Annotated in this window: 19 protein-coding genes; 11 read left to right on the top strand and 8 right to left on the bottom strand. The window is 49.9% G+C overall.

The annotated features are described in order from the left end of the window. Positions 1 to 65: 65 nt before the first annotated feature. On the top strand, positions 66 to 455 hold the full coding sequence (locus AZF00_RS18145) for an acyl-CoA thioesterase (protein ID WP_008252927.1): 390 nt from the start codon (positions 66 to 68) through the stop codon (positions 453 to 455). A 73-nt stretch (positions 456 to 528) separates the two neighbouring features. After that, positions 529 to 1,383: an SDR family oxidoreductase gene (locus AZF00_RS18140; protein ID WP_008252926.1), complete on the top strand. Its 855-nt coding sequence runs from the start codon at positions 529 to 531 to the stop codon at positions 1,381 to 1,383. A gap of 627 nt (positions 1,384 to 2,010) precedes the next feature. On the opposite strand, the gene AZF00_RS18135 is transcribed toward AZF00_RS18140, so the two are convergent. The 5 genes from AZF00_RS18135 to AZF00_RS18115 all read right to left on the bottom strand — a co-directional run bounded on the left by AZF00_RS18135 (position 2,011) and on the right by AZF00_RS18115 (position 6,886). Next, entirely contained in the window at positions 2,011 to 2,736 is a 726-nt protein-coding gene (locus AZF00_RS18135; RefSeq protein ID WP_008252925.1) for a hypothetical protein, read from the bottom strand. A 126-nt stretch (positions 2,737 to 2,862) separates the two neighbouring features. After that, positions 2,863 to 3,432, bottom strand: coding sequence for a hypothetical protein (locus AZF00_RS18130; protein WP_008252924.1), 570 nt, complete (start codon positions 3,430 to 3,432; stop codon positions 2,863 to 2,865). Positions 3,433 to 3,516: 84 nt separating this feature from the next. After that, positions 3,517 to 5,874: a TonB-dependent receptor gene (locus AZF00_RS18125; protein WP_008252923.1), complete on the bottom strand. Its 2,358-nt coding sequence runs from the start codon at positions 5,872 to 5,874 to the stop codon at positions 3,517 to 3,519. Between the two features lie 198 nt (positions 5,875 to 6,072). Continuing rightward, positions 6,073 to 6,264, bottom strand: a complete 192-nt coding sequence (locus AZF00_RS19845) for a zinc-binding dehydrogenase (RefSeq protein ID WP_040804062.1) — start codon at positions 6,262 to 6,264, stop codon at positions 6,073 to 6,075. 10 nt (positions 6,265 to 6,274) lie between these two features. Then, a complete protein-coding gene (locus AZF00_RS18115) occupies positions 6,275 to 6,886 on the bottom strand; it encodes an AMP-binding protein (protein WP_008252920.1) in 612 nt (203 codons plus the stop codon). A gap of 399 nt (positions 6,887 to 7,285) precedes the next feature. Here AZF00_RS18115 and AZF00_RS18110 point away from each other — a divergent pair, with 399 nt between their 5' ends. Then, positions 7,286 to 7,942, top strand: coding sequence for a TetR/AcrR family transcriptional regulator (locus AZF00_RS18110; RefSeq protein ID WP_081482731.1), 657 nt, complete (start codon positions 7,286 to 7,288; stop codon positions 7,940 to 7,942). A 39-nt stretch (positions 7,943 to 7,981) separates the two neighbouring features. On the opposite strand, the gene AZF00_RS18105 is transcribed toward AZF00_RS18110, so the two are convergent. The 3 genes from AZF00_RS18105 to AZF00_RS18095 all read right to left on the bottom strand — a co-directional run bounded on the left by AZF00_RS18105 (position 7,982) and on the right by AZF00_RS18095 (position 13,282). Then, positions 7,982 to 9,115, bottom strand: coding sequence for a TRAP transporter substrate-binding protein (locus AZF00_RS18105; RefSeq protein WP_008252918.1), 1,134 nt, complete (start codon positions 9,113 to 9,115; stop codon positions 7,982 to 7,984). Between the two features lie 25 nt (positions 9,116 to 9,140). Beyond that, entirely contained in the window at positions 9,141 to 11,315 is a 2,175-nt protein-coding gene (gene uvrD / locus AZF00_RS18100) for a DNA helicase II (RefSeq protein ID WP_008252916.1), read from the bottom strand. A gap of 341 nt (positions 11,316 to 11,656) precedes the next feature. Continuing rightward, on the bottom strand, positions 11,657 to 13,282 hold the full coding sequence (locus AZF00_RS18095; protein ID WP_008252914.1) for a hypothetical protein: 1,626 nt from the start codon (positions 13,280 to 13,282) through the stop codon (positions 11,657 to 11,659). Positions 13,283 to 13,501: 219 nt separating this feature from the next. Between AZF00_RS18095 and AZF00_RS18090 the strand changes: the two genes are divergently transcribed. The 8 genes from AZF00_RS18090 (at position 13,502) to AZF00_RS18055 (ending at position 20,958) form a co-directional block, all read left to right on the top strand. Further along, positions 13,502 to 14,365, top strand: coding sequence for a MurR/RpiR family transcriptional regulator (locus AZF00_RS18090; protein ID WP_335338871.1), 864 nt, complete (start codon positions 13,502 to 13,504; stop codon positions 14,363 to 14,365). A 51-nt stretch (positions 14,366 to 14,416) separates the two neighbouring features. Beyond that, positions 14,417 to 15,838, top strand: coding sequence for a COG3014 family protein (locus AZF00_RS18085; protein ID WP_062384615.1), 1,422 nt, complete (start codon positions 14,417 to 14,419; stop codon positions 15,836 to 15,838). Between the two features lie 12 nt (positions 15,839 to 15,850). Beyond that, entirely contained in the window at positions 15,851 to 16,234 is a 384-nt protein-coding gene (locus tag AZF00_RS18080; RefSeq protein ID WP_008252908.1) for a YcfL family putative periplasmic lipoprotein, read from the top strand. Between the two features lie 12 nt (positions 16,235 to 16,246). Next, positions 16,247 to 16,849: a penicillin-binding protein activator LpoB gene (lpoB, locus tag AZF00_RS18075; protein ID WP_062384612.1), complete on the top strand. Its 603-nt coding sequence runs from the start codon at positions 16,247 to 16,249 to the stop codon at positions 16,847 to 16,849. A 245-nt stretch (positions 16,850 to 17,094) separates the two neighbouring features. Beyond that, complete coding sequence (locus AZF00_RS18070) at positions 17,095 to 17,847, top strand: thermostable hemolysin (RefSeq protein ID WP_197465690.1); 753 nt, start codon at positions 17,095 to 17,097, stop codon at positions 17,845 to 17,847. Further along, positions 17,840 to 19,450 (top strand): AMP-binding protein, encoded by a 1,611-nt coding sequence (locus tag AZF00_RS18065; RefSeq protein WP_062384607.1) that lies wholly within the window; start codon positions 17,840 to 17,842, stop codon positions 19,448 to 19,450. Before AZF00_RS18070 ends, AZF00_RS18065 begins: the two co-directional genes overlap by 8 nt. Next, complete coding sequence (locus AZF00_RS18060; protein WP_062384605.1) at positions 19,437 to 20,108, top strand: iron-containing redox enzyme family protein; 672 nt, start codon at positions 19,437 to 19,439, stop codon at positions 20,106 to 20,108. Before AZF00_RS18065 ends, AZF00_RS18060 begins: the two co-directional genes overlap by 14 nt. 40 nt (positions 20,109 to 20,148) lie before the next feature. After that, positions 20,149 to 20,958 carry an SDR family oxidoreductase gene (locus tag AZF00_RS18055; protein WP_062384602.1) on the top strand — a complete coding sequence of 270 codons (810 nt, stop codon included), beginning with the start codon at positions 20,149 to 20,151 and terminating at the stop codon, positions 20,956 to 20,958. Positions 20,959 to 21,008: the final 50 nt, after the last annotated feature.

Genomic DNA, 21,008 nt, shown 5'->3' with positions numbered 1-21,008 from the left:
AATGCCCAATGGTGCACGTTAACTATGCGGCATTTAATTTTACCCTAATTTAGAGAGACAATTTTATGCGTGACATCGACGACACGCCCAAGCCTGCCGGTGAACTCGCCCTGCTCACCATCGCCATGCCCGCAGATACGAATGCCAGCGGTGATATTTTTGGTGGTTGGCTAATGTCGCAAATGGATCTTGCCGGTAGTCAAACCGCCGCGCGTCGCGCAGGTGGTCGGGTGGCTACTGTGGCAGTAGACTCCATGGCATTTATGACGCCGGTCAATGTTGGTGCAGCGGTAAGTTGCTACACCGATATCGTTGATGTGGGGCGTAGCTCTATTCGGGTTCGGGTTGAAGTTTGGGTAACCAATAAGCACCAGTACGAGCCCGCTAAAGTGACCGAAGGTGAATTTGTGTTTGTGGCAATAGATGGTAACGGCCGCACTCGGGTTGTTGATTAAAGCCGAACCGCTTTAAAGCAAGATCACAAAATTATCTCGGCCGATAAGCTTACGACAATAATGGAGAATAATAATGTCGATGCTCAATAAGGTCTGTTTAATCACCGGTGCCAGCAGTGGTATTGGTAAAGAAACAGCACTGGCTTTAGCTGCACAGGGCGCTGAATTGTTTCTATTGTGCCGCAATGCGCAAAAGGGCGAGGCGGTATTGGCCGAAATCGCCGCCCAGTCTCCTGAGTGCCGCGCAACTTTGTTACTCGGCGATCTCGCCAGTCAACAAGATATTCGCCGGGTAGCGCAGAATTTTTTAGACACGGGTAAACCCCTTCACCTGTTGTTGAATAATGCCGGCGTAATGAACACCAAGCGCAAGGTGACCTCAGAAGGCATAGAAGAAACGTTTGCAGTAAATCATTTAGCTTATTTTTTGCTCACCAATTTGTTGTTAGAGCGTATTAAAGAAAGTGCACCGGCGCGTATAGTAAGCGTGGCATCGGAGGCACATGCCTTTGTGAAAGGCGTGCAATTTAATGATATTGAATATAAAACGACACCCTACAAAATATTTAAGGTCTATGGCCATTCAAAACTTTGCAATATTCTTTGGACACGGTCACTTGCGCAAAAACTAGCAGGCACTGGCGTTACGGTGAATTGCGTACATCCCGGAGCGGTGGCCACCCACCTCGGTCATCAGGACAACGCACTGCTTGGCAAGATCGTGGGCGGCATTACTAAATTATTTTTTAAAACCCCAGAGCAAGGTGCAAAAACCTCGATATTTGTGGCGACTTCACCAAGCCTAGACAATGTCAGTGGTGAATATTTTGCTAACTGCAAACCCGGCAAAATAAAACCCTGGGCCAAGGACGATGTAGCCGCAGAGCGCCTGTGGGAGATTAGCGAAAAATACTTAAAAATTTCCTGATCTACCCTTAGAGGTTGAGCGCGTCTGCAGAGGGTGTTGTATTAAGCTACTGGATACCTCGATATTACAGCGCTAAACATATTTGATTTACACGTTATTCCTTGTCTAAGCGCTACGCGAATTACGCTAAGCTAGTGGCGTAATTGGTAACGCCGTAGTGGTTAGCAGATGTAACTAGATGCAGCTATAAAAAAATGGATTTTATCTTATCGCCCTAAGATAATAATTGCGTAGAGACATCGGCTAACTAGCCACTTAATATATTAGTTAATCCAATTGTCTGTAAGGCACGGATGGAAACAGTAAGCCGAACGATTACTAGTCGTTAACAGCACTAAATTTTCTGGGTGGGCGCATTTTAAGAAGTACGAAGCTGGATGCTGAGTTTAATTTTTAGCACTCACCGCAGTAGGTTTAAGGCGTCGCAAAAACACCTAGCGTTATTTTCTCCACGCGCTACAGAATTGATAAGGGCGTTGCCGGATATCCGTGAGTACTAATTACGGAGTAACTGTCGGTTAGCAAGGTAAACGCCTAGTGTAATGGTATTAACATGACATGACATGACATGACATGACATGCTAGGCGTAGTGTATCCAACGAATATCCTCTATACGAGGTTAAGATTTATACTGCGTTATTTTTAAACGCTGCCAATTTATCGCGATTCAATTTTTGATACATAAACCAGTTTGTGCTTATAAGATAGCTTCCCCATACGAATACAGGAATATAAAAGCCGATTAGTCCGTGGTACGCAAACGGCCCAACTTTGAAAAATGCCGGTCCAATCGCACCGAGCATGGTCATGGCTGAGAATAGTGTTAGCCAAGCCATCCAGCGCGGAACAATAGGATGCTCACTTTTATCTTTAAATTCCACGCAGGCGGATGCAAGCATTTCAATTGCTAAATAGACCCATCCAAACAAAAAGGCGAACCATGCCCAATCGTTAAACGCTTGAATAACATCTGGGCTGGTCGTTGCGCGATAAGAGCATACTATCCATGCACAGGCGTTCAAGAATACAATTAATGAAATAAAAATTCCGCATACCGCAGTTGTAATAGACCAGATAGGTCTAGGCCCTTCAACTTCGGCCAACATAATTCCCCATTGAATGGAGCCAGGTGTGAGGAGCGCGCTGCCGATATACAAAAAGGTACAGCCAACGATGGTCTGCCATTTATAGGTTTCAGAAAACCATATTTTTGCGTCCTCTGGAGATAGTGATGCCGGTGCGGGAGCGTAAAAGTGTGCGATTCCCAGCCAACCTATTGCAGTGAGTGCGACAAATATCCATGTGCACCAAAGTGCAGCTTTCTGGGAATTAATATTGTCAATTCTCGTCATTTATCTCTCCAGGAGGAAGGGCAAAGTATAATTTTGGTTTCATCGTTAAAAAGCCACCAAAAAGATGGCTAAATGAATTGTTGTATTAACATTAATCTATCGATGAAATTCCCTGTCTTTATTAGGCTAAGGAATGAGTGTTAGAGCGCTACTTAATACCGCTTCAGGGCTCATTAAGACGCCAAGCTCTGCCACGGGTACCAAGTTCAATCCACCAGAAAGCCCACTTAGGTCGGCCGGAAATGGTGCACTGACAATAGGGATGGCGGGTACTGCAATGAGGCTAGAGTCAAGAATGGTGCCGCCGCCAATTATGTACCCCGGAAATTGCTCTGGTGCTGTATATAAAACTTTGAAGCCGGGTATAAAACTATATACAAGTGGCGGTGCCAGCGGCACTGGAACGAAAGTCTGCGGACTGCCTAATATAGTGGTTAAACCATTTAACGCTTTTCCGTAGGTGGCAGGATTTAATCCGGTAAGAGTGTCAGGACTTAGCATGTGCTCAAGTGCGACAGCGTTAATATTGGCTAATCCATCTAAGCTAGGTAGGCCTCCGTTCAAGCCTCCTAATAGGTCTAAGCCAGGCAGATTGAGGTCGCCGATGATTGCTACCTGTGCTTGGGCACCAGAGGTAGCTAGGCACAACGTCATGCCAACGCTGCGGATGTATTTATTATATGCACGTGATTTCATTTTTATTACCTCGATAGAAAATAAACCTAGTAATTTCTTTAGATTGCTCGTCATGAAGACCGAGGCAATCTGTTAAAAGGTGATTTACATCACCGTGTCAAATTCCCATTTCACTCTAAGGCCTACTATGCCTGGTGCTGCAAGGGTATCTGCACGGCCAAAATCTTGGGCTTGGCGAGAAATGTAGTACTCTTTATTTTTAATGTTTTCACCAAAAGCGGTAATTTGCAGACCCCAAGGGTAGTAGAAATAGCTCGCGCGCGCGTTCCATAACTCATATTGGGGTTGAACGTAATGTTCGCTATTCGAAGCTGCGGTGTAGTAAAAATCTGAGTAAAAATAATCGACCGCGATTTCAAGTGCGGAGTCATCTGTTAGGGCAATATTTTGGTTAATTGACGCGGAAGAACTGTATTCCGGTGTACGTACTATGCGGTTGCCAGAGAAGTCTCGGCTGGTATCGCCAGTAACGCTTTGCGGACCGAAAGCAAGCCCCGTTTCGTCATCAAACCCACTACCATTTGGGAAGTCTGCATATTTGGCATCCAAGTAGGTAGCATTACCCGTAATTGCCAGGCCGGGATTCAAGTCCGGCATCGGCTGCCAGAGAAAGTCGAATTCCGCGCCTTCAATTTCACCAGTACCTGCGTTCGAAAAGCGCACTACGCCACCCGAAGTAATAGACAGTTCGGCATTCAGTAAGTCTTTAACTTGGGTTTTAAAAACGGCTGCATTCAAGCGTAAATTGCCGTCGAGCCATTCAGATTTAACCCCTAATTCAAAGGCAGTGGCTTCTTCACGGCGAACCACATCCGGTGCGGAGAAGAAGTTAATTGGGTTAAAGGTAGGGCTTTTATATCCACGAGCAAGGCTCGTGTATAATTGGATGTCATCGTTTACAAACCATTGTAGCGCAACTCGTGGCGAGAACGTTTCATCGACAACGCCTGGTGTTACAAACCTAGCGGCTTCGAACTCGCCACCAAAGATGGGCGTGCCCGCACTAAGATAGGTGTTAAAAACGTTACGGCGCTCCTTCTGATAGCGCGCACCTAATGTTACTGAGAATTCTGGGTTAAATGTCCAGGTAGCTTGACCGTAAGTTGACATGGACTCGGTCGCAAGTACACCAGCGGTAAATAAATCAACCTGACCGGCTGTACCTTTTAAGAGATTGCCGAGAAAGTTCGGAATTCCTAGCGCACCAGCACCTAAGCCGAGACCATCAACAACAAGGTGGAGATAATCAAAGCCAGCTTCAGCTTTTAGGTAGTACAAGCCGATTACCCACTCTAAATTTTCTGCCTGCCAACTATTGTCGTTAGACAATAGTTGTAGCTCGGCGGTTTGCTGATCTGCAAACTGGGCGGCGTCAAAGCTAGCACCTTCGTATTCGCTGGTGTCGTAGTCTAGTTGGGAGTAGTAGTTGTCAAAGTATTGGTCAGACAGAATTAATTTGTAATCTAGGGCATCTGTTTGCCAGTCGGCAATAAGGCCAATGGTGTAGGTGTCGGACTGAGTGCCGGCAACGCCTTCAACACTATTATGATAAATACGATCTAGTTTGTCGGCTTCCTGACCCGCTGCAAGCACCGCTGCAGGTCGGGTGTTTTCTTGGATCATAGAGCTGGGATCGTTTTGGTCGTTATAATCACCAAGAAGTGTCAATGCGAATGAGTCTGTGACATCCCAGCGAATTTTGGCTTTGACCCCCTTTGAATAATGATCCATCGGATCTTCATAGACGCCGGAGCCACGCACCCGTTCATTCAGCATGGTGGGGTCATAATCTTGGGTATAGGCACCTAGGGTGAATCCTAGATTCTCTGTAATAGGGGCACCAATAAAAATATCAGCTTTCTGAGTTCCACCTTCCCAGCTTTGATAGTCCGCGGTTTCAAAACTCACGTTACCAATAAATTCCTCAGGAGGGTTCGCTGATATTATGTTAACCGCACCACCTGTGGCGTTGCGGCCAAACAGTGTCCCCTGCGGGCCCTTGAGCACTTCAACGCGCTCAATGGGACCAAGACTGTTTTGAAGGCCGTGACCTGAAACTTTGTTAATACCGTCAACATAGGTCGCAATACTGGGGTCGGCAGAGGGCAAGAAGGCATCGGCGCCGACACCGCGTAGGTAGATAACGGTGTAGCCAACGTTAACTGTGAAGGTTAAGCCTGGGGTAATTCGTCCCAAATCCTCTACTTTATCAATACCAAAGGCATCGAGCTTTTCAGAGCTAAATGCAGAAATAGTAATGGGTATTTCCTGGGAGTTTTCTTCGCGTTTCTGGGCGGTTACAACAACCTCTTCTAGCAAGCGGTTGGTTCTTTTCCCGTCTGGCGCGGCGAAGGCACTAGGGGCAAGAGCGGCAATACTTAAAATACTGGCAGATAACGCGGCAGTGGATTTGAGCCTAAAATTTGGGTGGCGATTAACCATGAAAATCTCCTAGCTTTTATAATTGTTAGCGCGGTGATGTTACGCATGCGATCAATATACAATACGTTAATTAAAAAATAAACACTATGTTCATCTTTGTGATGCAGTTCGAATCACGATCTTCTTGCTCAATTGGCTTAATTTTGCCGCTGTTGGTGGTATTTTCGATAATTTGTGTGCCTAAAAGGCTCGAAGTGTCTAAATATCTATGCAGATTTTTCCTAGGTGTTGGCCCGAAAGTAAGTATTGAAAGGCCTCTACTAGCGACTCAAAATCAAAGCTACAATCAATAATCGGCTTGAATCTGGCGGCTTCTAAAAACGAAACCATTCTTGTTTGCATTTCTCGGCTGCCAACTGCGCCCGGTCGAACGCGAGGCTTCTTAAGCATCCATTGTGGGTCAGTTTTGTAATCTGCGCCTAAGCGAAGAAGGCGTTTCATTTTTTCGGCTGAAGACGAAGTTGCATAAACGGTGGCAGCAAATGCCAGTGGTGCCGGAGGTGTAAATGATAGCGGCAATATCATCGTCTTCTACATCAACGGGTCTAGCCGCTTGATGAACTTGCTGGGCGATGAGTTCTTTTAGTGAGTATTCGGGCGTAATTGCAGAATCGGTTTGAAAATAATGTTGGCAGGCTAATTTGCTTTGTAATGCTTGAATGACCGAGCTGTGTTCCGTGTCGGTAACGATGACGGAAGGATCACAATCATTAATAATCGGGAGAAGTTCTGCCGAGCTGAGTCTAAAGTTAAGGGGAACAAATATCGCGCCGATGTGCGTAGCTGCAAAGAGCAGCAATAAAACCTCAGGACCATGAAAGCCCAAATAGGCAATGCGATCGCCTTTCGATACACCACGGGCAGAGAGTATAGCGGCGAGCTTGTGGCTATCGTCGGTAAATTCTTGATAGCTCCAACGAGTGTCACCGCAGCTTAATGCCGGCTTATTCGCCGAGAACTCTGCCTGCCGGTTTAGTCCATGGGAAAGATTCTGTGGGTTAAATTTAGCCAAGAACCCTCCTCGCTGTCGTTATGTGTGTAGATTGATATCTTCATTGCTCAAGCTTAGTGATTTTAAAAAAGGCCACAAGACTGTGGCCAAACGCAGGGTGCGTAAATCGTGAGTGGCATTAAATTCTTTGCCGCAATGCTTACAGATTAAGCCGCTTTGGTATTGTGTACGTGCTAGCCGTTGCTTTATTGGACCTCGGCTACTTATCAGATACGTTGATCTAAGATGATACGCTTGCTACTAATATACATAGTGTTTATATATAAATAAACATGTTGTTCATAAAAAGTTAAGTTTCATCCGGACATGAGGCATAATTGCGCCAGTAAATCGCCGGAACGTGAGATTTGACGTATTCTGTGTGTGGAAATTAAGGTTTAAGCTAGCGGTAAGTTATTTATGGAAAGAATCACAGCACGACCCAGTCGAAAGGCCAGAACACAAGAGAAGCCGAGTAAACTCAGTATTGATCAGCGTCTTTTGGAGGCGATGGAAAGGCTGCTTGAAGACAATAAAAATTTTGCGACTTTATCGATTGAGCAGTTAACGAAAGAAGCGGGTATTTCACGCGGCACTTTTTATTTACATTTTAAAGATAAGAATGAGCTCGTTGTCCGTTTAATAGAGCATCTAACTGGCATTATTGTGGATAGTATCGGCAATTGGGGTTTAGATGTTGAGTGGGCTAATGCGGCCGACGTTGAGGTTGCCGTAGACGGGATGATGCGCACGCTCTATAAACATCGCGCCATCATGGTGGCAATTCGAGACATGATGGTTTCTGATGGGAATATTCGCGAGCTTTATGAAAACATGATTAATCATGTTTCGTTGCGCGCTCAAAAATCAGTGGCTACTGTGATGAAGCGCGGTGAAGCAAGAGACGGCATGAGTACCAACGTGGGTAATGTACTCACTTGGATAGTCGCGCTTTACACCAACGATATTATCGATAAAGTTGATGAAGCTGGACTGGAGGATGCAATCCGCTCCATGAAGTATATCTGTGTAACGACGATTTTCAGCGGCGCGAAAGGAGTACCCGTGTCAAAGTAAAGCATGGGCAGCGCCAGTCAGCCGCTTACAAAGTGTTAGCTACAGGTCCCGCGCATTAATATACGCTTGCTCTGAGATGTGATGATACTCTTTGGCATCTTCCATAAACTGTTTCCAGCTTTGGTAAACTCGGCCGGTGAGTTCGTCAGTTTTAGATAATTCGAGTAAGTAGGTATCTGATACCCGATGTAATTCGCGCAGCACATCGTCTGGTAATTTGCGTAGCTGTACCTTATGTTTCCCCACTAACTCCTTTAACGCGGTATTATTGCGCGCGGTGTATTCGTCGAGCATATCGGCATTGGCGTAGCGGGCGGCGGCTTCAACAATGGTTTGCAAATCTTTGGGCAGCGCTTCAAAGGCGTCTTTGTTAATGATTAGTTCTAGAGTTGAGCCGGGCTCGTGCCAGCCGGGGTAGTAATAATATTTAGCCACTTCGTGAAAACCAAAGGCCATATCGTTTGATGGTGCTACCCACTCGGTGGCGTCAATAACGCCAGTTTGCAGCGAAGTGTATAGCTCACCGCCGGGAAGGGTTACTGCGCTGCCGCCGAGGCGATCCCAGACTTCGCCGCCGGAGCCGGGAATGCGCATTTTTAGGCCTTTAACATCTTCAATAGAATTGATTTCTTTATTAAACCAACCCGCCATTTGCACGCCAGTATTACCACCGGCCATGGGAATTATATTGAAAGGCGCATAGGCTTCGCGCCATAGCTCTATGCCGCCGCCGTGATACAGCCAGCCGTTCATTTCTTGGGCTGTCATGCCGAAGGGCACCGCGGTAAAGAAAATTGAGGACGCCAGTTTGCCTTTCCAGTAATAGGCGGCACCGTGGCCAGCTTGGGCGCTGCCCGCAGATACTGCGTCAAAAACCCCCATGGCGGGCACTAGCTCTCCGGCGCCATACACTTTGATGAGCAGGCGGCCCTGGCTCATGGCGTTGACGATGTTGGCGAATTTTTCCGGTGCAGTGCCTAAACCGGGGAAATTCTTAGGCCAGGTGGTAACCAGCTTCCAGTGAAACACTTGTTGGCCGCTGCTGCTCTTTTGTTGCTCGCTGCGGCTGTGGTCGCGACTGCGCTCGCCAACATAAAGCCAGCTCATGCCGACCAGTGCGGCGAGCAAAACGAGAATAATGAGCGGCGTATAATTATTTTTACTGGGCTTCATGGTCTTCCCTATTTCAAAATCGGTCTTACAAAATTTGAAGATTGGCGTATTGCAGTACCAGCCATTTACTGCCTTCGTCTTCGAAATTAACTTGCACGCGGGCGCTAGCGCCCTGGCCTTCAAAACTGAGTACTACGCCTGCGCCAAAAATGCTGTGTAAAACGTGTTGACCCAAGGCAATGCCCATTGCCGCTGCCGAGGCTTGTTGCGCCGTGGTTGCGCCGCTTTGAGCGTAACTACTTGGCCGACTAACGGTATTATTAATGCGCACTTCGTCAATGAGTTCATTGGGTATTTCGCGGATAAAACGTGACAAGCTATTAAAGCTTTCTTGGCCGTGCAGACGACGAGACTCCGCGTAGCTTAAGAACAGCTTTTGCTCGGCGCGGGTTATACCGACATAGGCGAGGCGACGTTCTTCTTCCAAACGCTCGGGATCTTCCATCGACATTTTGTGGGGAAAGAGGTTTTCTTCCACGCCCACAATAAACACCGCCGGAAATTCCAAACCCTTGGCCGAGTGCAAAGTCATTAACTGCACGCTGTCTTCGTGTTCGTCGGCCTGCTGGTCTCCGGCGTCCAGCGCGGCGCGGTCGAGAAAGGCGCGCAGGGGTTCGATGTCTTCGTCTTCCGGTTCAAAGGCGGCGGCGGCCGTAATCAGCTCGTGTAAGTTTTCGACCCGGGCCTGACCCTTTTCACCTTTTTCTTTTTCGTGAAAGGCCAGTAGCCCCGAACGATCAATGGCGATGTTGATCTGCTCATCGAGGGGTTTATCCCGACATTGCTCGGCTAAATCCTCAATCAGTGCTAAAAAGCCGCGCAGGGCGTTACCAGCACGAGCGGGGAGCAGGCCATTTTCGATGATGGCCAGTGCGGCACGCCACAACGAGGTTTGATGCTCGCGGGCGTATTCGCGCAGAATTTCTACGGTGCGGGTGCCAATGCCACGGGTGGGAGTGTTAATCACCCGCTCGATGGCGGTGTCGTCGTCGCGCAGTTCAACAATGCGCATATAGGCCAGCGCGTTTTTAATTTCTAGGCGGTCGTAAAAGCGCTGACCGCCGTAGATGCGGTAGGGCAGACCGGCGCGAATCAGATATTCTTCCAGTATTCGCGACTGGGCATTGCTGCGGTATAGCACGCCAATATCGCTGCGGCGGTAATCGTCGCGGACCAGCTCGGCAATGCGGTCGGTGAGAAAGCGCGCTTCATCTTGTTCGTTAAAGGCGGCAAACAGCGAGATTTTGTCGCCGTCGCCGTCTTCGGTCCACAGTTCTTTACCGAGGCGCTGGCTGTTATTGGCGATCAGCGCATTGGCGGCTTTGAGGATGGTGGCGGTGGAGCGATAGTTTTGCTCTAGGCGCACCACATGGGTGTTTTCAATGTCTTTTGAGAACTGTTGAATATTCTCAATGCGGGCGCCGCGCCAGCCGTAAATAGACTGGTCGTCATCGCCCACTGCGGTCATCGCCATGCCCTTGCTGGCTAGCAAGCGCAGCCAAGCGTATTGCACGGCATTGGTGTCTTGAAACTCGTCAACCAAAACGTGCTTAAAGCGTTGCTGATAATGGTCGAGAATCGCTGGATTGTCGCGCCACAGCTCCAGTGCGCGCAGCAGCAGTTCGGCAAAGTCGATTACCCCTTGCTGGCGACAGATCTCCTCGTAGCGGCGGTAAACCTTGAGCATGGTGGTCAGGTAAAGATCGCCGCCAAAATCGTCGATGTGGGCAGCGCGGCGGCCTTCATCTTTGTGACCATTTATAAAATACTGAGACTGCCGGGGCGGCCAGCGGCTATCGTCGAGCGCTAGCTCGCGATGGATACGCTTGAGCTGGCGGAGTTGGTCGTCGCTGTCCAAAATTTGGAAATTATTGGGTAGCCCAGCTTCTTGGGCGTGGGCCTTGAGCAGGCGATGAGCCAAACCGTGAAAGGTGCCCACCCACATACCGTGATTTAAACTGCTACCTAGCAAGTTTTCGATGCGCCCGCGCATCTCCTTGGCGGCCTTATTGGTAAAGGTCACCGCCATAATGCTGTGGGTCGACAGCCCCTCTACCTTGATTTTCCAGGCAATACGGTGAACCAGCACCCGGGTTTTACCGCTGCCAGCTCCGGCAAGTACTAAGGTGCCTGTGCTGTCGGCGGTGACCGCGTCGCGCTGTGCGTCATTGAGTTCGTCAAGAATATAAGATACGTCCATGGCGCCGTATTCTACTGGGATTATCCGCCGCTGGCACCGCTAAAATGGAGATTAGCGGTGGGTGAGTGGCAATATTCGCAGCGAGTTTTATGGCTAAGGGCCTAAATCGATAGGGTGAGGAGGGTATGGCAGGCTTTTCACGCTTTACGATCAGCGTTAATCGTATGCAGAAAAATGCAGAAAGCCCTAGGCATCATGCTCGGATGGGCAGAATACCTAGGGCTTTTGTGGACCAGTGTATTGTTATGCGCTTTGTCGCGTCCGCATTTTGAGTTTCTTTGTCGCCAATGGCAGCTTCAATTCCACGGGTCCAGTCACTTTAACGTGATGTGGTGTTGTCCTTACTTTTGTAGCTCCTTGCTTGTTATGGGTGTAAAGCTTGCTTCAACGAGTACATCGGCAAAATCTTCTTGGCCGGCGGGGCTTTTGCTATCAATTAACACACTATTTGCCGCGCCTTTTACCGGTGCAATGTTGAGGCGCCAAGTGTCGCCAGAGTCATCGGTCTCTGTGTAAGACAGGGTGCCCGCTGAGTTGACCTCCCAGACAAGAGTGGTGACATCATCTTCTCCGAAAGTTACGGTGCCGGTGCCATCTGTCTTGAGCTGAACGCTAAAGCTTTCAACAAAGCCCACTTTGTCGTGATAAGACGGCGAGGTCGAGGTGACCTGCCAATTGCCAACTAAGGCGGTTTCATCAAAGCCGACGCCACGATTCACAAGAATATCGACTAAATCGTCACCCTCGGCAACGAGTGTGCTTGTGAACTGTCCTACTCGCGCAAAAAATATTTGATCGCCTTCGTCCACGAACTTTAAGTCGCCCCACCGCTCGGCCGTTAAGCCACTGATGTTGTAACTCAGCTCATCCTTATTGTATAAGCCGCCATCACCGTCGCTATCTACACTGGCAGTGAAGGTGTAGCTGCCCCCATCCACCGTAAACGTACCAAACTCACCCGATAAAGCCTGTGGAGGGAGGTCCTCGTAGCTTTCGAGGTTATTGGTGTGCGCGAGGACGTACTCGGAGTTAGACAGGAAGGTGAGGATATTGAGGTTATCTGCTTCGGGCTCATAGAGTTGCCACGCGCCCTGTATTTCATTGTTCAGATTTTTTACGCGGCTAAACGCGATTGTGCCGCTGTCGGTGTCGGTAAAACTGAGTGTCAGAGTGTCGCCGGTGACGCTGGCCGTTGATACTGAGCTGCCTTCATCGTAAAGGCCGCCAGAATTATCGGATTGGGCGATTAGCGAGGTGCTGAATGCCCCATCCTCCACGTCCCAGGTGTAGTTGCCAAATTCAACTGAACCGGCAGTTTGATCACCGTCATCGCTGTGTTCATGAATAATGATATAGCGTGATTCGTCAATAAAGGTCAGTACATTGCGCTTACCTTCCCCTTCACTGTATAGCCAGCTGCCGAGAATTTGCGATTGCTGCGCGCGTTGAAAATGCGCTTCAGCCTGGGCTTCGCTGACAAGCTGAATACCGTCTTTGATGGTATCCAGTATCGTTTGGGCTTCGCTGTCGAAGTCGGCGCTTTCTAAATCTAAGGTGCTGCCTTTAAAGGCGTTTTCTGCTTCCGCTGAGATCTCAATGCCATTGTCGGGGTTGCCATCGCTGTCTAGCGATTGCAGTAACTGCAAGATATTGGTGCGAACCTCGCTGTTATCTTGGGCGAGGTCGGTTGGGGTGATTTGCTCATTAGCGCTGATGCTGGGGAACTGTAAGTCGCCAATAGAGAATACAATTGACTCACCCTCGCGGTAGTTGAATTCGCCGAGGGCATTGGTCAGACCCTGCAAGCTATCGGTTTGGTATTTAACACCGTACACCGGGCTATCGGTAAAAATGCCTTGCAGGCTATCATCGGCTGCGGGCGAGCCGCCGCCACCGCTAGAGCCACTTCCACCGCCGCAGGCACTGATAAGAAATATACAGTTCAAACCAAGCAATTTTAACTTCATTGTCGCTACTCCAATAGCCGCACTATTTTTAATAAGATCAAACCCTAAATACACATCTTGTGCAGAGCCTCCCCTAGAGTAAGGCTAGGGCTTATTGCGCGGGGTGACCTCCCCAATATTGGGGGGAAGCGCCGTTTAGCGGCGAGTAGGCGCCAATACTTCTAGGCTGAGTTACAATAAAGGGCCTAAATAACTAAAACTGAGCTGTCGGAGTTAAATTTGCGACCGAGAAATATTATCCGCGCCATGGAAACCTGCAGGGAGCAAATGCGTCGCTCCGAGCGCAAGGTGGCCGACTATATTCTTGAAAACCGCAAAGAAGTCATTCATATGCGGATTGTCGATTTAGCTCAAGAGGCCCATGTTAGCGAGCCAACGGTGGTGCGCTTCTGTCGCGCGATAGGTTGTGATGGCTTTCAGAACTTTAAGGTTGCCCTCGCTCAGCATATCGCCCACAGCCCAGACTACGAAGAATTCAGCTTTGGCGACGAAGACTCCGCCCGCCAGTACACCTTTAAGGTGTTTGATTCCACCATGGAAGCTTTAAAAAAAGTGCGCGACAGCATTGAAGTCAGCGCCATTGAACAGGCTGTAGCCCTGCTTAGCGCCGCGCGGCGGGTGGAGTTTTACGGCTTTGGCGCCTCGGCGGCGGTGGCCACCGATGCCCAGCACAATCTGTTTCGTTTGCAAATTTCGGCCAGTGTGTATTCCGACCCCCATGTGCAAGCGATGTCGGCCATGTCACTGCAGAAAAACGACGTGGTGGTGGCCATCTCCCAGTCGGGCCGAACCCGCGCCCTACTTGACGCCATCAAGTTGGCCCAGCAAAGTGGCGCACCGGTGATTGCTTTGGCGCCCTCGGGTTCGCCAGTAGCGGTGTTGGCTGATCTTGCCATTGCCATTGATGTCGATAAAGACGACGGCGATTACACACCGCTGCCGTCGCGCCTCGCCCATATGGCGGTATTGGATATTCTTGCGGTGGGTATCTCGCGTAGCAAAGCCGGGGTTCGCGAGCATTTGAACACCATTGAAAAAGGCTTGCAGGCACTGCGCACGGATTCTAAAAACAGCGGTCTATAGCGCACAGCCTTAGGGCTATTCAGCGTATTTGTATTGGGAGTGGACTAATAAGTGATAGATCAAGTAAAAAGGCTTAGTCAACTTTGGCCGCTACTTGCTCACGCCTGCTATTTATTATTGCTGTCACTATTTCTAAGCGGTTGCGTTAGCTACCAAAACAGCGATTTTGTCCAAAATATCGACCAGCGCTACCAGGCAGGGCAATACCTCGCTGCCGCTGAGGCTATTGAGCAGCAGCTCGGCTTAATGGATCTTAAAACTCGAGAACTACAGCCGGTTGTGGCTCGCTCTGGCGAAGTATTATTGCATCTTGAGGTGGCCGAAAATTGGCGTTTGGCGGGCAATCCCCGCCGGGCGATTGCCCATTACGACGCCCTAGAGAACCTATTTAAAGACAAAGATGTGCAGGGCGGCGCCCGAAAACTCGGTGAAAATATTGGCGCAGTCTTGGTGAACGACGCGGTGCGCTCCTATGAGCCGCCGCCGGCCGAGCGTATTTTAAGCAATTTTTACAAGGCACTGGCATTTTGGTCATTGGGCGAGAAAGACAATGCCCGGGTGGAATTTAACCGTGCCAATGAGCGGGCACGGATTGCGGTAGAACGCTATCAAGAGATGATTGTCGAAGCGCAACAAGAAAGTGCGGAGGCCAAACGTAACCTGCGCTCACCCGGTGTGCAGAGTGCGTTGCGCCAGAACTTTCCGAATATGGATCAGTGGCAGGTCTACGACAGCTTTGTGAACCCCGCCGTGGCCTATATGAATGCGATGTTTCTCGCGAGTGGTTCGGGTAGCGACATTGGCCAGGCCGAGACCTTATTAGAACGAGTGAATGGGATGGTTGGTGGCCACCCCATTATCGCTGAGGATTTATTGAACTTGCGGCAGCGGGGGCGCTTGAGTACGGGAGCTGCTCAGCGCTGGATAGTATATGAAAGCGGCTTAAGCCCGGTGTATAGCGAAAAGCGCTTTTCGATACCGTGGTTTACCATGAATGCCTTTATTCAGGTAACGGTGGCGCTCCCGGAGCTAGTAAACCGACCTAGCCGCAGTGTAAATAGCATTGCGCTGGGCGCACAGGTGGTGGAGCTGCAGCCCTTTGCGCGTATGGACAGAGTCATGCAAACCGAGTTTCAAAAGCGCTGGTCGGCAACGGTAACACGGGCAATTGTGTCGGCGGCGAGCAAGGCCGTGCTCCAAGATCGCATGGCAAAAGAGTTGGGGCCGCTGGGCAATATTGCGGGCATGGTCTACGCCAATGCCAGCGCCTCAGCAGATACCCGTGGCTGGCATGCCATGCCGGAACAGTGGTCTTTAGCAAAAATGCCCGCTAAACAGGCAGTAGATTTACGAATACCTTATGGTAGTGGTTTGGCGACGACAATGAGTTTGCCTGCAGATAAAGATGTGTTGATCTATATTAAGCAGCCAAGCCCAAATGCCGCGCCTTATGTCGAGTTGTTTTATTTATAAAAGGAATCATCGATGACTATATTAAAGCGGATTATGGTGGTTTTTGGACTAGCCCTATTGGTCTCGGCTTGTGCCGGTTTACGGCAGGGAGACGATGCGCCAGCGTGGGCGGCACACGTTAGCTACGACGGTCGCTACCTCGATATTTTGGAGCTGCGAGAGTGGCCAGACCGTGAAACCGGTACCAAATTAATGCTGCGGGCTGAGTCCAAGGCCATGAGCACAGTGCGGATTTCTTTCCGTGTACTGTGGTATCGAGCCGATGGCCAGCCAGTGACAACCGTATTAGGTAAATGGCAGGAGCGCACGATTGAGCCGGGTCAAACCGTGGAAATTGTGCAGAGCGGGCCGGGGCCAGAAGCCGTTGATTATCGTTTTGAAATTGCCGAAAAATAAAGGGGTAAACACATGAAAAAATTATTTGCAGCCTGCGCTATGGCGCTGGTACTAACGGGCTGTGCCAGCGGCGTGAAAATTGTTGACACCAACAACGACACCGCCGATTCGGTAATGGGCTTGGAATACCGGGATTTTGAAAAGGCAGCCGGTGAAGCTGTGCAGTCGATGATTGCCAGTGGGGCGGTGAGTAAGCCTGGCGGCGGTCGTTATATTTTGGCGATTGGGCGCATGATTAACGACACCATGCAGCGGATTGATACCGATCAATTGGTAAAAAAAATCCGCATTGAATTACTGAATTCTGGCAAGGTCGTAGTGACCACTGCTGTGGCGTTTAATGGCCCCGAAGACGAAATGAGTTATGTTGCCCGCGAACTGCGTGGTAATAGTGAATTTGACCAGAAAGGTATTGCCGCAAAGGGGCAGTTGCAAGCACCAGACTTGTCGCTCACGGGTAAAATATTGCAGCGCAATCACAGCATGGGTCGTAACAAAACCCAGGTGGAGTACTTCTTTCAGTTGAGCTTAACAGAGATTAAATCTGGTTTAGCTATTTGGGAAGGCGAAACCCCGATTGTAAAGCGTGGCTCCTCTAAGTCGGTAAGCTGGTAAGTTTTGTAGTGCTTGTTTGGCTGGTACCTAGCGAGCGCTAGGCATTCATTTTTCCGAGTGCTGTGTAACGCGGCACTCGTGACAAAGTGCTGCCGCATACCTTCCCGTCGTTACTGCTTGTCATTGCCAATGTATTCTTTGCTCGATAGATGAAGGCAGCCACAATATCGCCGTGGCTGCCCTTGTTTTCTCCCTTCCGTTATTTTCTTAAGTATTCCTTAAAATTTGATCTTTACGCTACCAGCATGAAATTGCGATGTGAGGGCGAAAAGATGTACTCAATGCAAAGCGCTTCGGTAGAAGCCCGATTAAGCACCACGGCAAATAATTTGCGGCGAGATACCAGTCACGATACGTCGCCGAGACTGTGTGTTATTAGCCGCAATGCACCGGAACGTGCCGAGATTGAGACGTATATCGCCAAAAAATTTGCGGCGAGTTATGGCGCGACGCTGCGAGAATTTCTGCCCTATTTACTTGTGCTACGTGCAGCCAATGGCTTCGGCGGTGTGCTTGGTATGCGCCGCGCCGCTTATGATACGCAACTATTTTTAGAGCAGTACCTAGAGGCCCCTGCCGAGCTTATTTTGGGCGACTTACTTAAAATTTCCGTTGCACGAGGCAGCTTGGTGGAAATCGGCAATCTTGTTGCAACATGGCGTGGCAGTAGTCAAATGCTGTTCATTGCACTTGCGGCGCTTATTGTTCAGGTGGGCGCGCAGTGGGCGGTATTTACCGCAACCCCAGAGGTGCAGAAGTTATTGGCTCGTCTCGGCGTAAAGCAGTATGTTTTGGGTAAGGCCGACGGCAGTAAGCTCGGTGAGCAATTGGTTGACTGGGGAACCTACTATAATAGCTCGCCCTCTCTGGTTGCGGTGAACGCCGTTGACGCGCTGACCAGCTTTGCCCGCCAGTCCACGTCGAGCATGTTATTAGCCAGCTGCAAATACCAAATAGAAGCCTGCAGCAGCGATAGCGTTGGCGCTTTATATGACTGATTTAATAAGCGAATTACGCCGTATTGCAAGCGCTTTGGGGGCGCGGCCGGCCTTGTCGGGCGAGCGCGATCACTATGTATATAAAGACTTGATTGCAGTGGTAGATACGCTTGCCGGGGAGCTGAGCGCAAAAGGAATTCGTCGTGCTGCGCTAATTGCTGATAATAGTCCCGCATGGGTTATTGTCGACCTTGCCTGCTTGCAAGCGGGTATTGCGCTAATTCCCATTCCCGGTTTTTTTAGTCAAGCGCAGTTGACCAATGTTTTGGCGAGCAGTGCGGCGGATACACTAATCAGTGACCGTCTTAGTAGTGATCCGCAACTGCAGATTGTGTGTGACAGTGCTGGGGTGGTGGCCACCGCGTTTAATTGTTTGCCAGAGCTTACGGCGTGGCCGCTTGCCGTGGCAGCACACAACACCAGCATGCCTCGTGGCACTGCGAAAATCACCTATACCTCTGGATCGACCGGGGCGCCAAAAGGCGTATGTTTGTCTGCGCCAAATCTATTTGCTACGGCCACGGCGCTGAACGCTGCGCTGTCGACAAGCACCTTGCGACGGCATTTGGCGGTGTTGCCTCTGGCCACCTTATTAGAAAATGTGGCTGGTGTGTACGCGGGGCTGCTACGCGGCGCCGAAGTTGTATTACCCGGCTTACAGAGCTTGGGCTGGGCGGGCAGCTCTGGACTTGAGGTAAGCGAATTGGCGAACAACATAAGTCGGTGGCAGCCCGACAGCTTTGTGTCACTGCCCCAGATACTTAAGGACTTGATCGCCCTCGTGGAACGAGACCATTGGCAGCCGCCTGCCAGTTTATTGTTCGTGGCAGTGGGCGGTGCGCGAGTCGCGCCGGAACAAATTGCCCAGGCGCGGGAACTGGGCTTTCCTGTGTATGAAGGATATGGCCTGTCTGAGTGTGGTTCAGTTGTGAGTTTGAACACGCCTGGCGGCGAGCGGCCAGGATCAGCCGGTAAAGTTTTATCTCACTGCGATGTTGAGATTGTCGAGGGCCAGGTGATAGTTAAGGGCAATGTATACCTCGGCTATCTTAACGGCGAGGAGGATCCATTCGCCCAAGCATTAGCTACCGGAGATCTCGGTGAAGTAGATGATAATGGCTTTCTGTGGCTCAAGGGTCGTAGCAAAAATCTATTGGTGAGCAGCTACGGCCGGAATATATCGCCGGAGTGGCCAGAGAGCGAATTAATGGCTTACGCCGGTGTGACTCAATGTCTGGTGATTGGTGATGCTGAAGCCTATTGCAGCGCCCTGATTTTCATCACACCAGGCTATAGCTACGACGATATTGGCCAATATATTCGCGAGTGCAATCAGCGTTTACCTGATTACGCTCAGCTCAAATGTTGGGCGGCTTTGCCCAAACGTTTGACGGTTGCAGACGGTCTGCTCACGGCGAATGGACGTTTACAAAGAGACGCCATTTTAACTGCCTACCCAGAATTGCTTGCGCACTGTTACCCCAGCATTGTTTATTCACAAGCTGGATCGCAGCGTCATTTTAGATCGTCCGGTCAAACAATTCGTCGATTAGATACTGATACGCAGCGCAGAAGCAACGGAGAACAGCATGACCTTTTATGATCGTTTACAAGAAGAGACCCAAGCCGACCGAGGGGCCCTGTATCACATCCCATTCCTGCAGCGTGGCGTGGCGGGTGAGTTAAGTTTGCAAGATTACATTGGCTTTTTAAGTCAGGCCTTTCACCATGTTAAACACACCGTACCCTTGTTGATGGCTTGTGGCGGCCGTTTACCGGATCATTACGAGTGGCTGCGAGAGGCAGTGGCGGAATACATAGCAGAAGAGCTTGGCCATCAGGAGTGGATACTTAGCGATATTCGCGCTTGCGGCGGTGACAGTGAATTTGTTCGTCATAGCCTAGCGGGGCAGGCGACCGACGTGATGGTGGCCTATGCCTACGACAAAATTAACCGAGTGAATCCAGTGGGCTTTTTTGGCATGGTCCAGGTATTGGAAGGCACCAGTATCGCCATTGCCGACAGCGCGGCGGATGCTATTCAAACGAGTTTGAGTTTGCCCAATAAGGCCTTTAGCTATTTGAAATCCCACGGCGCCTTAGATGTAAGCCATGTCGAGTTCTTTAAAGACTTAATGAACCGTATCAACAATACCGCTGACCAAGCTGAGATTATTCGCAGCGCAAAAGTATTTTACCAGCTCTATGGCGATATCTTTCGTGAGCTGGGGGATACCGCCACGCTATCGAGTGCCGCATAAGATTGGGCAATAAAGCTAAGCGGCTTAACAGGGCGACAACATGACTGTGCTTAAAATTGTAATAACGGGCGCTACCGGTGGAATCGGTAGCGCCATGGCGTTAGCCTTTGCGCAAGCGGGACATCGTTTGGTATTAGTCGGAAGAAATAGTGACGAGCTGGCCGTGCTACGAAATCGCTTGGCTCAGCCTGAACGCCATCAAATTATGCTAGCCAATTTAAATAGCGCCGCGGCTATTACTAGCCTCGCAACTGAATTGGCCGACATCGGAGGCGTGGATGTCCTCATTAACAATGCCGGTGTTGCTGGTTTTGCTTTGCTCCCTGAGGTGCAAGATGATGATCTAGCGCAGATGCTGGGATTAAATTTACTGGCGCCCATGCGCTTGTGCCGCGGCCTCTTACCCCTGCTCAGCGCAAGTGCGAACGCCTGTATTATTAATGTTGGTTCAAGCTTTGGCAGTATCGGCTATGCCGGTTTTAGCACCTACTGTGCCAGCAAGTTTGGTTTGCGCGGTTTTACCGAGGCTTTACAACGAGAATTGGCAGACCAAGAAATAGCAGTGCATTACCTTGCCCCACGCGCAGTGCGAACTAAAATGAATAGCGCGGCTGTGGTCGCAATGAACGCAGAGCTGGGTAATCGCGAGGACGAGCCTGCAGTGGTTGCGTTAGCCGCTATGCGACTACTAACTGAGCGGCACAGCTGTAACCGTTACCTGGGTTGGCCAGAGAAGTTTTTTGTGCGCTTAAACGGCTTGTTTCCCTGCCTAGTCGCAAAGGCACTGAAAAAACAGCTACCGATAATAAAACGCTATGCCAAGCAGCAAGGCGATGCTCCCTTGCGCTAAAGCAGTACGTGTTAGTATGCCAACACCGAATGCGCTACGCTTATTAAAAA

The sequence above is a fragment of the Zhongshania aliphaticivorans genome (assembly GCF_001586255.1).
Classification (GTDB): Bacteria; Pseudomonadota; Gammaproteobacteria; order Pseudomonadales; family Spongiibacteraceae; genus Spongiibacter; species Spongiibacter aliphaticivorans.
Note: the sequence above shows the minus strand (reverse complement) of the source record. Positions and strands in the feature narration are given on the sequence as shown.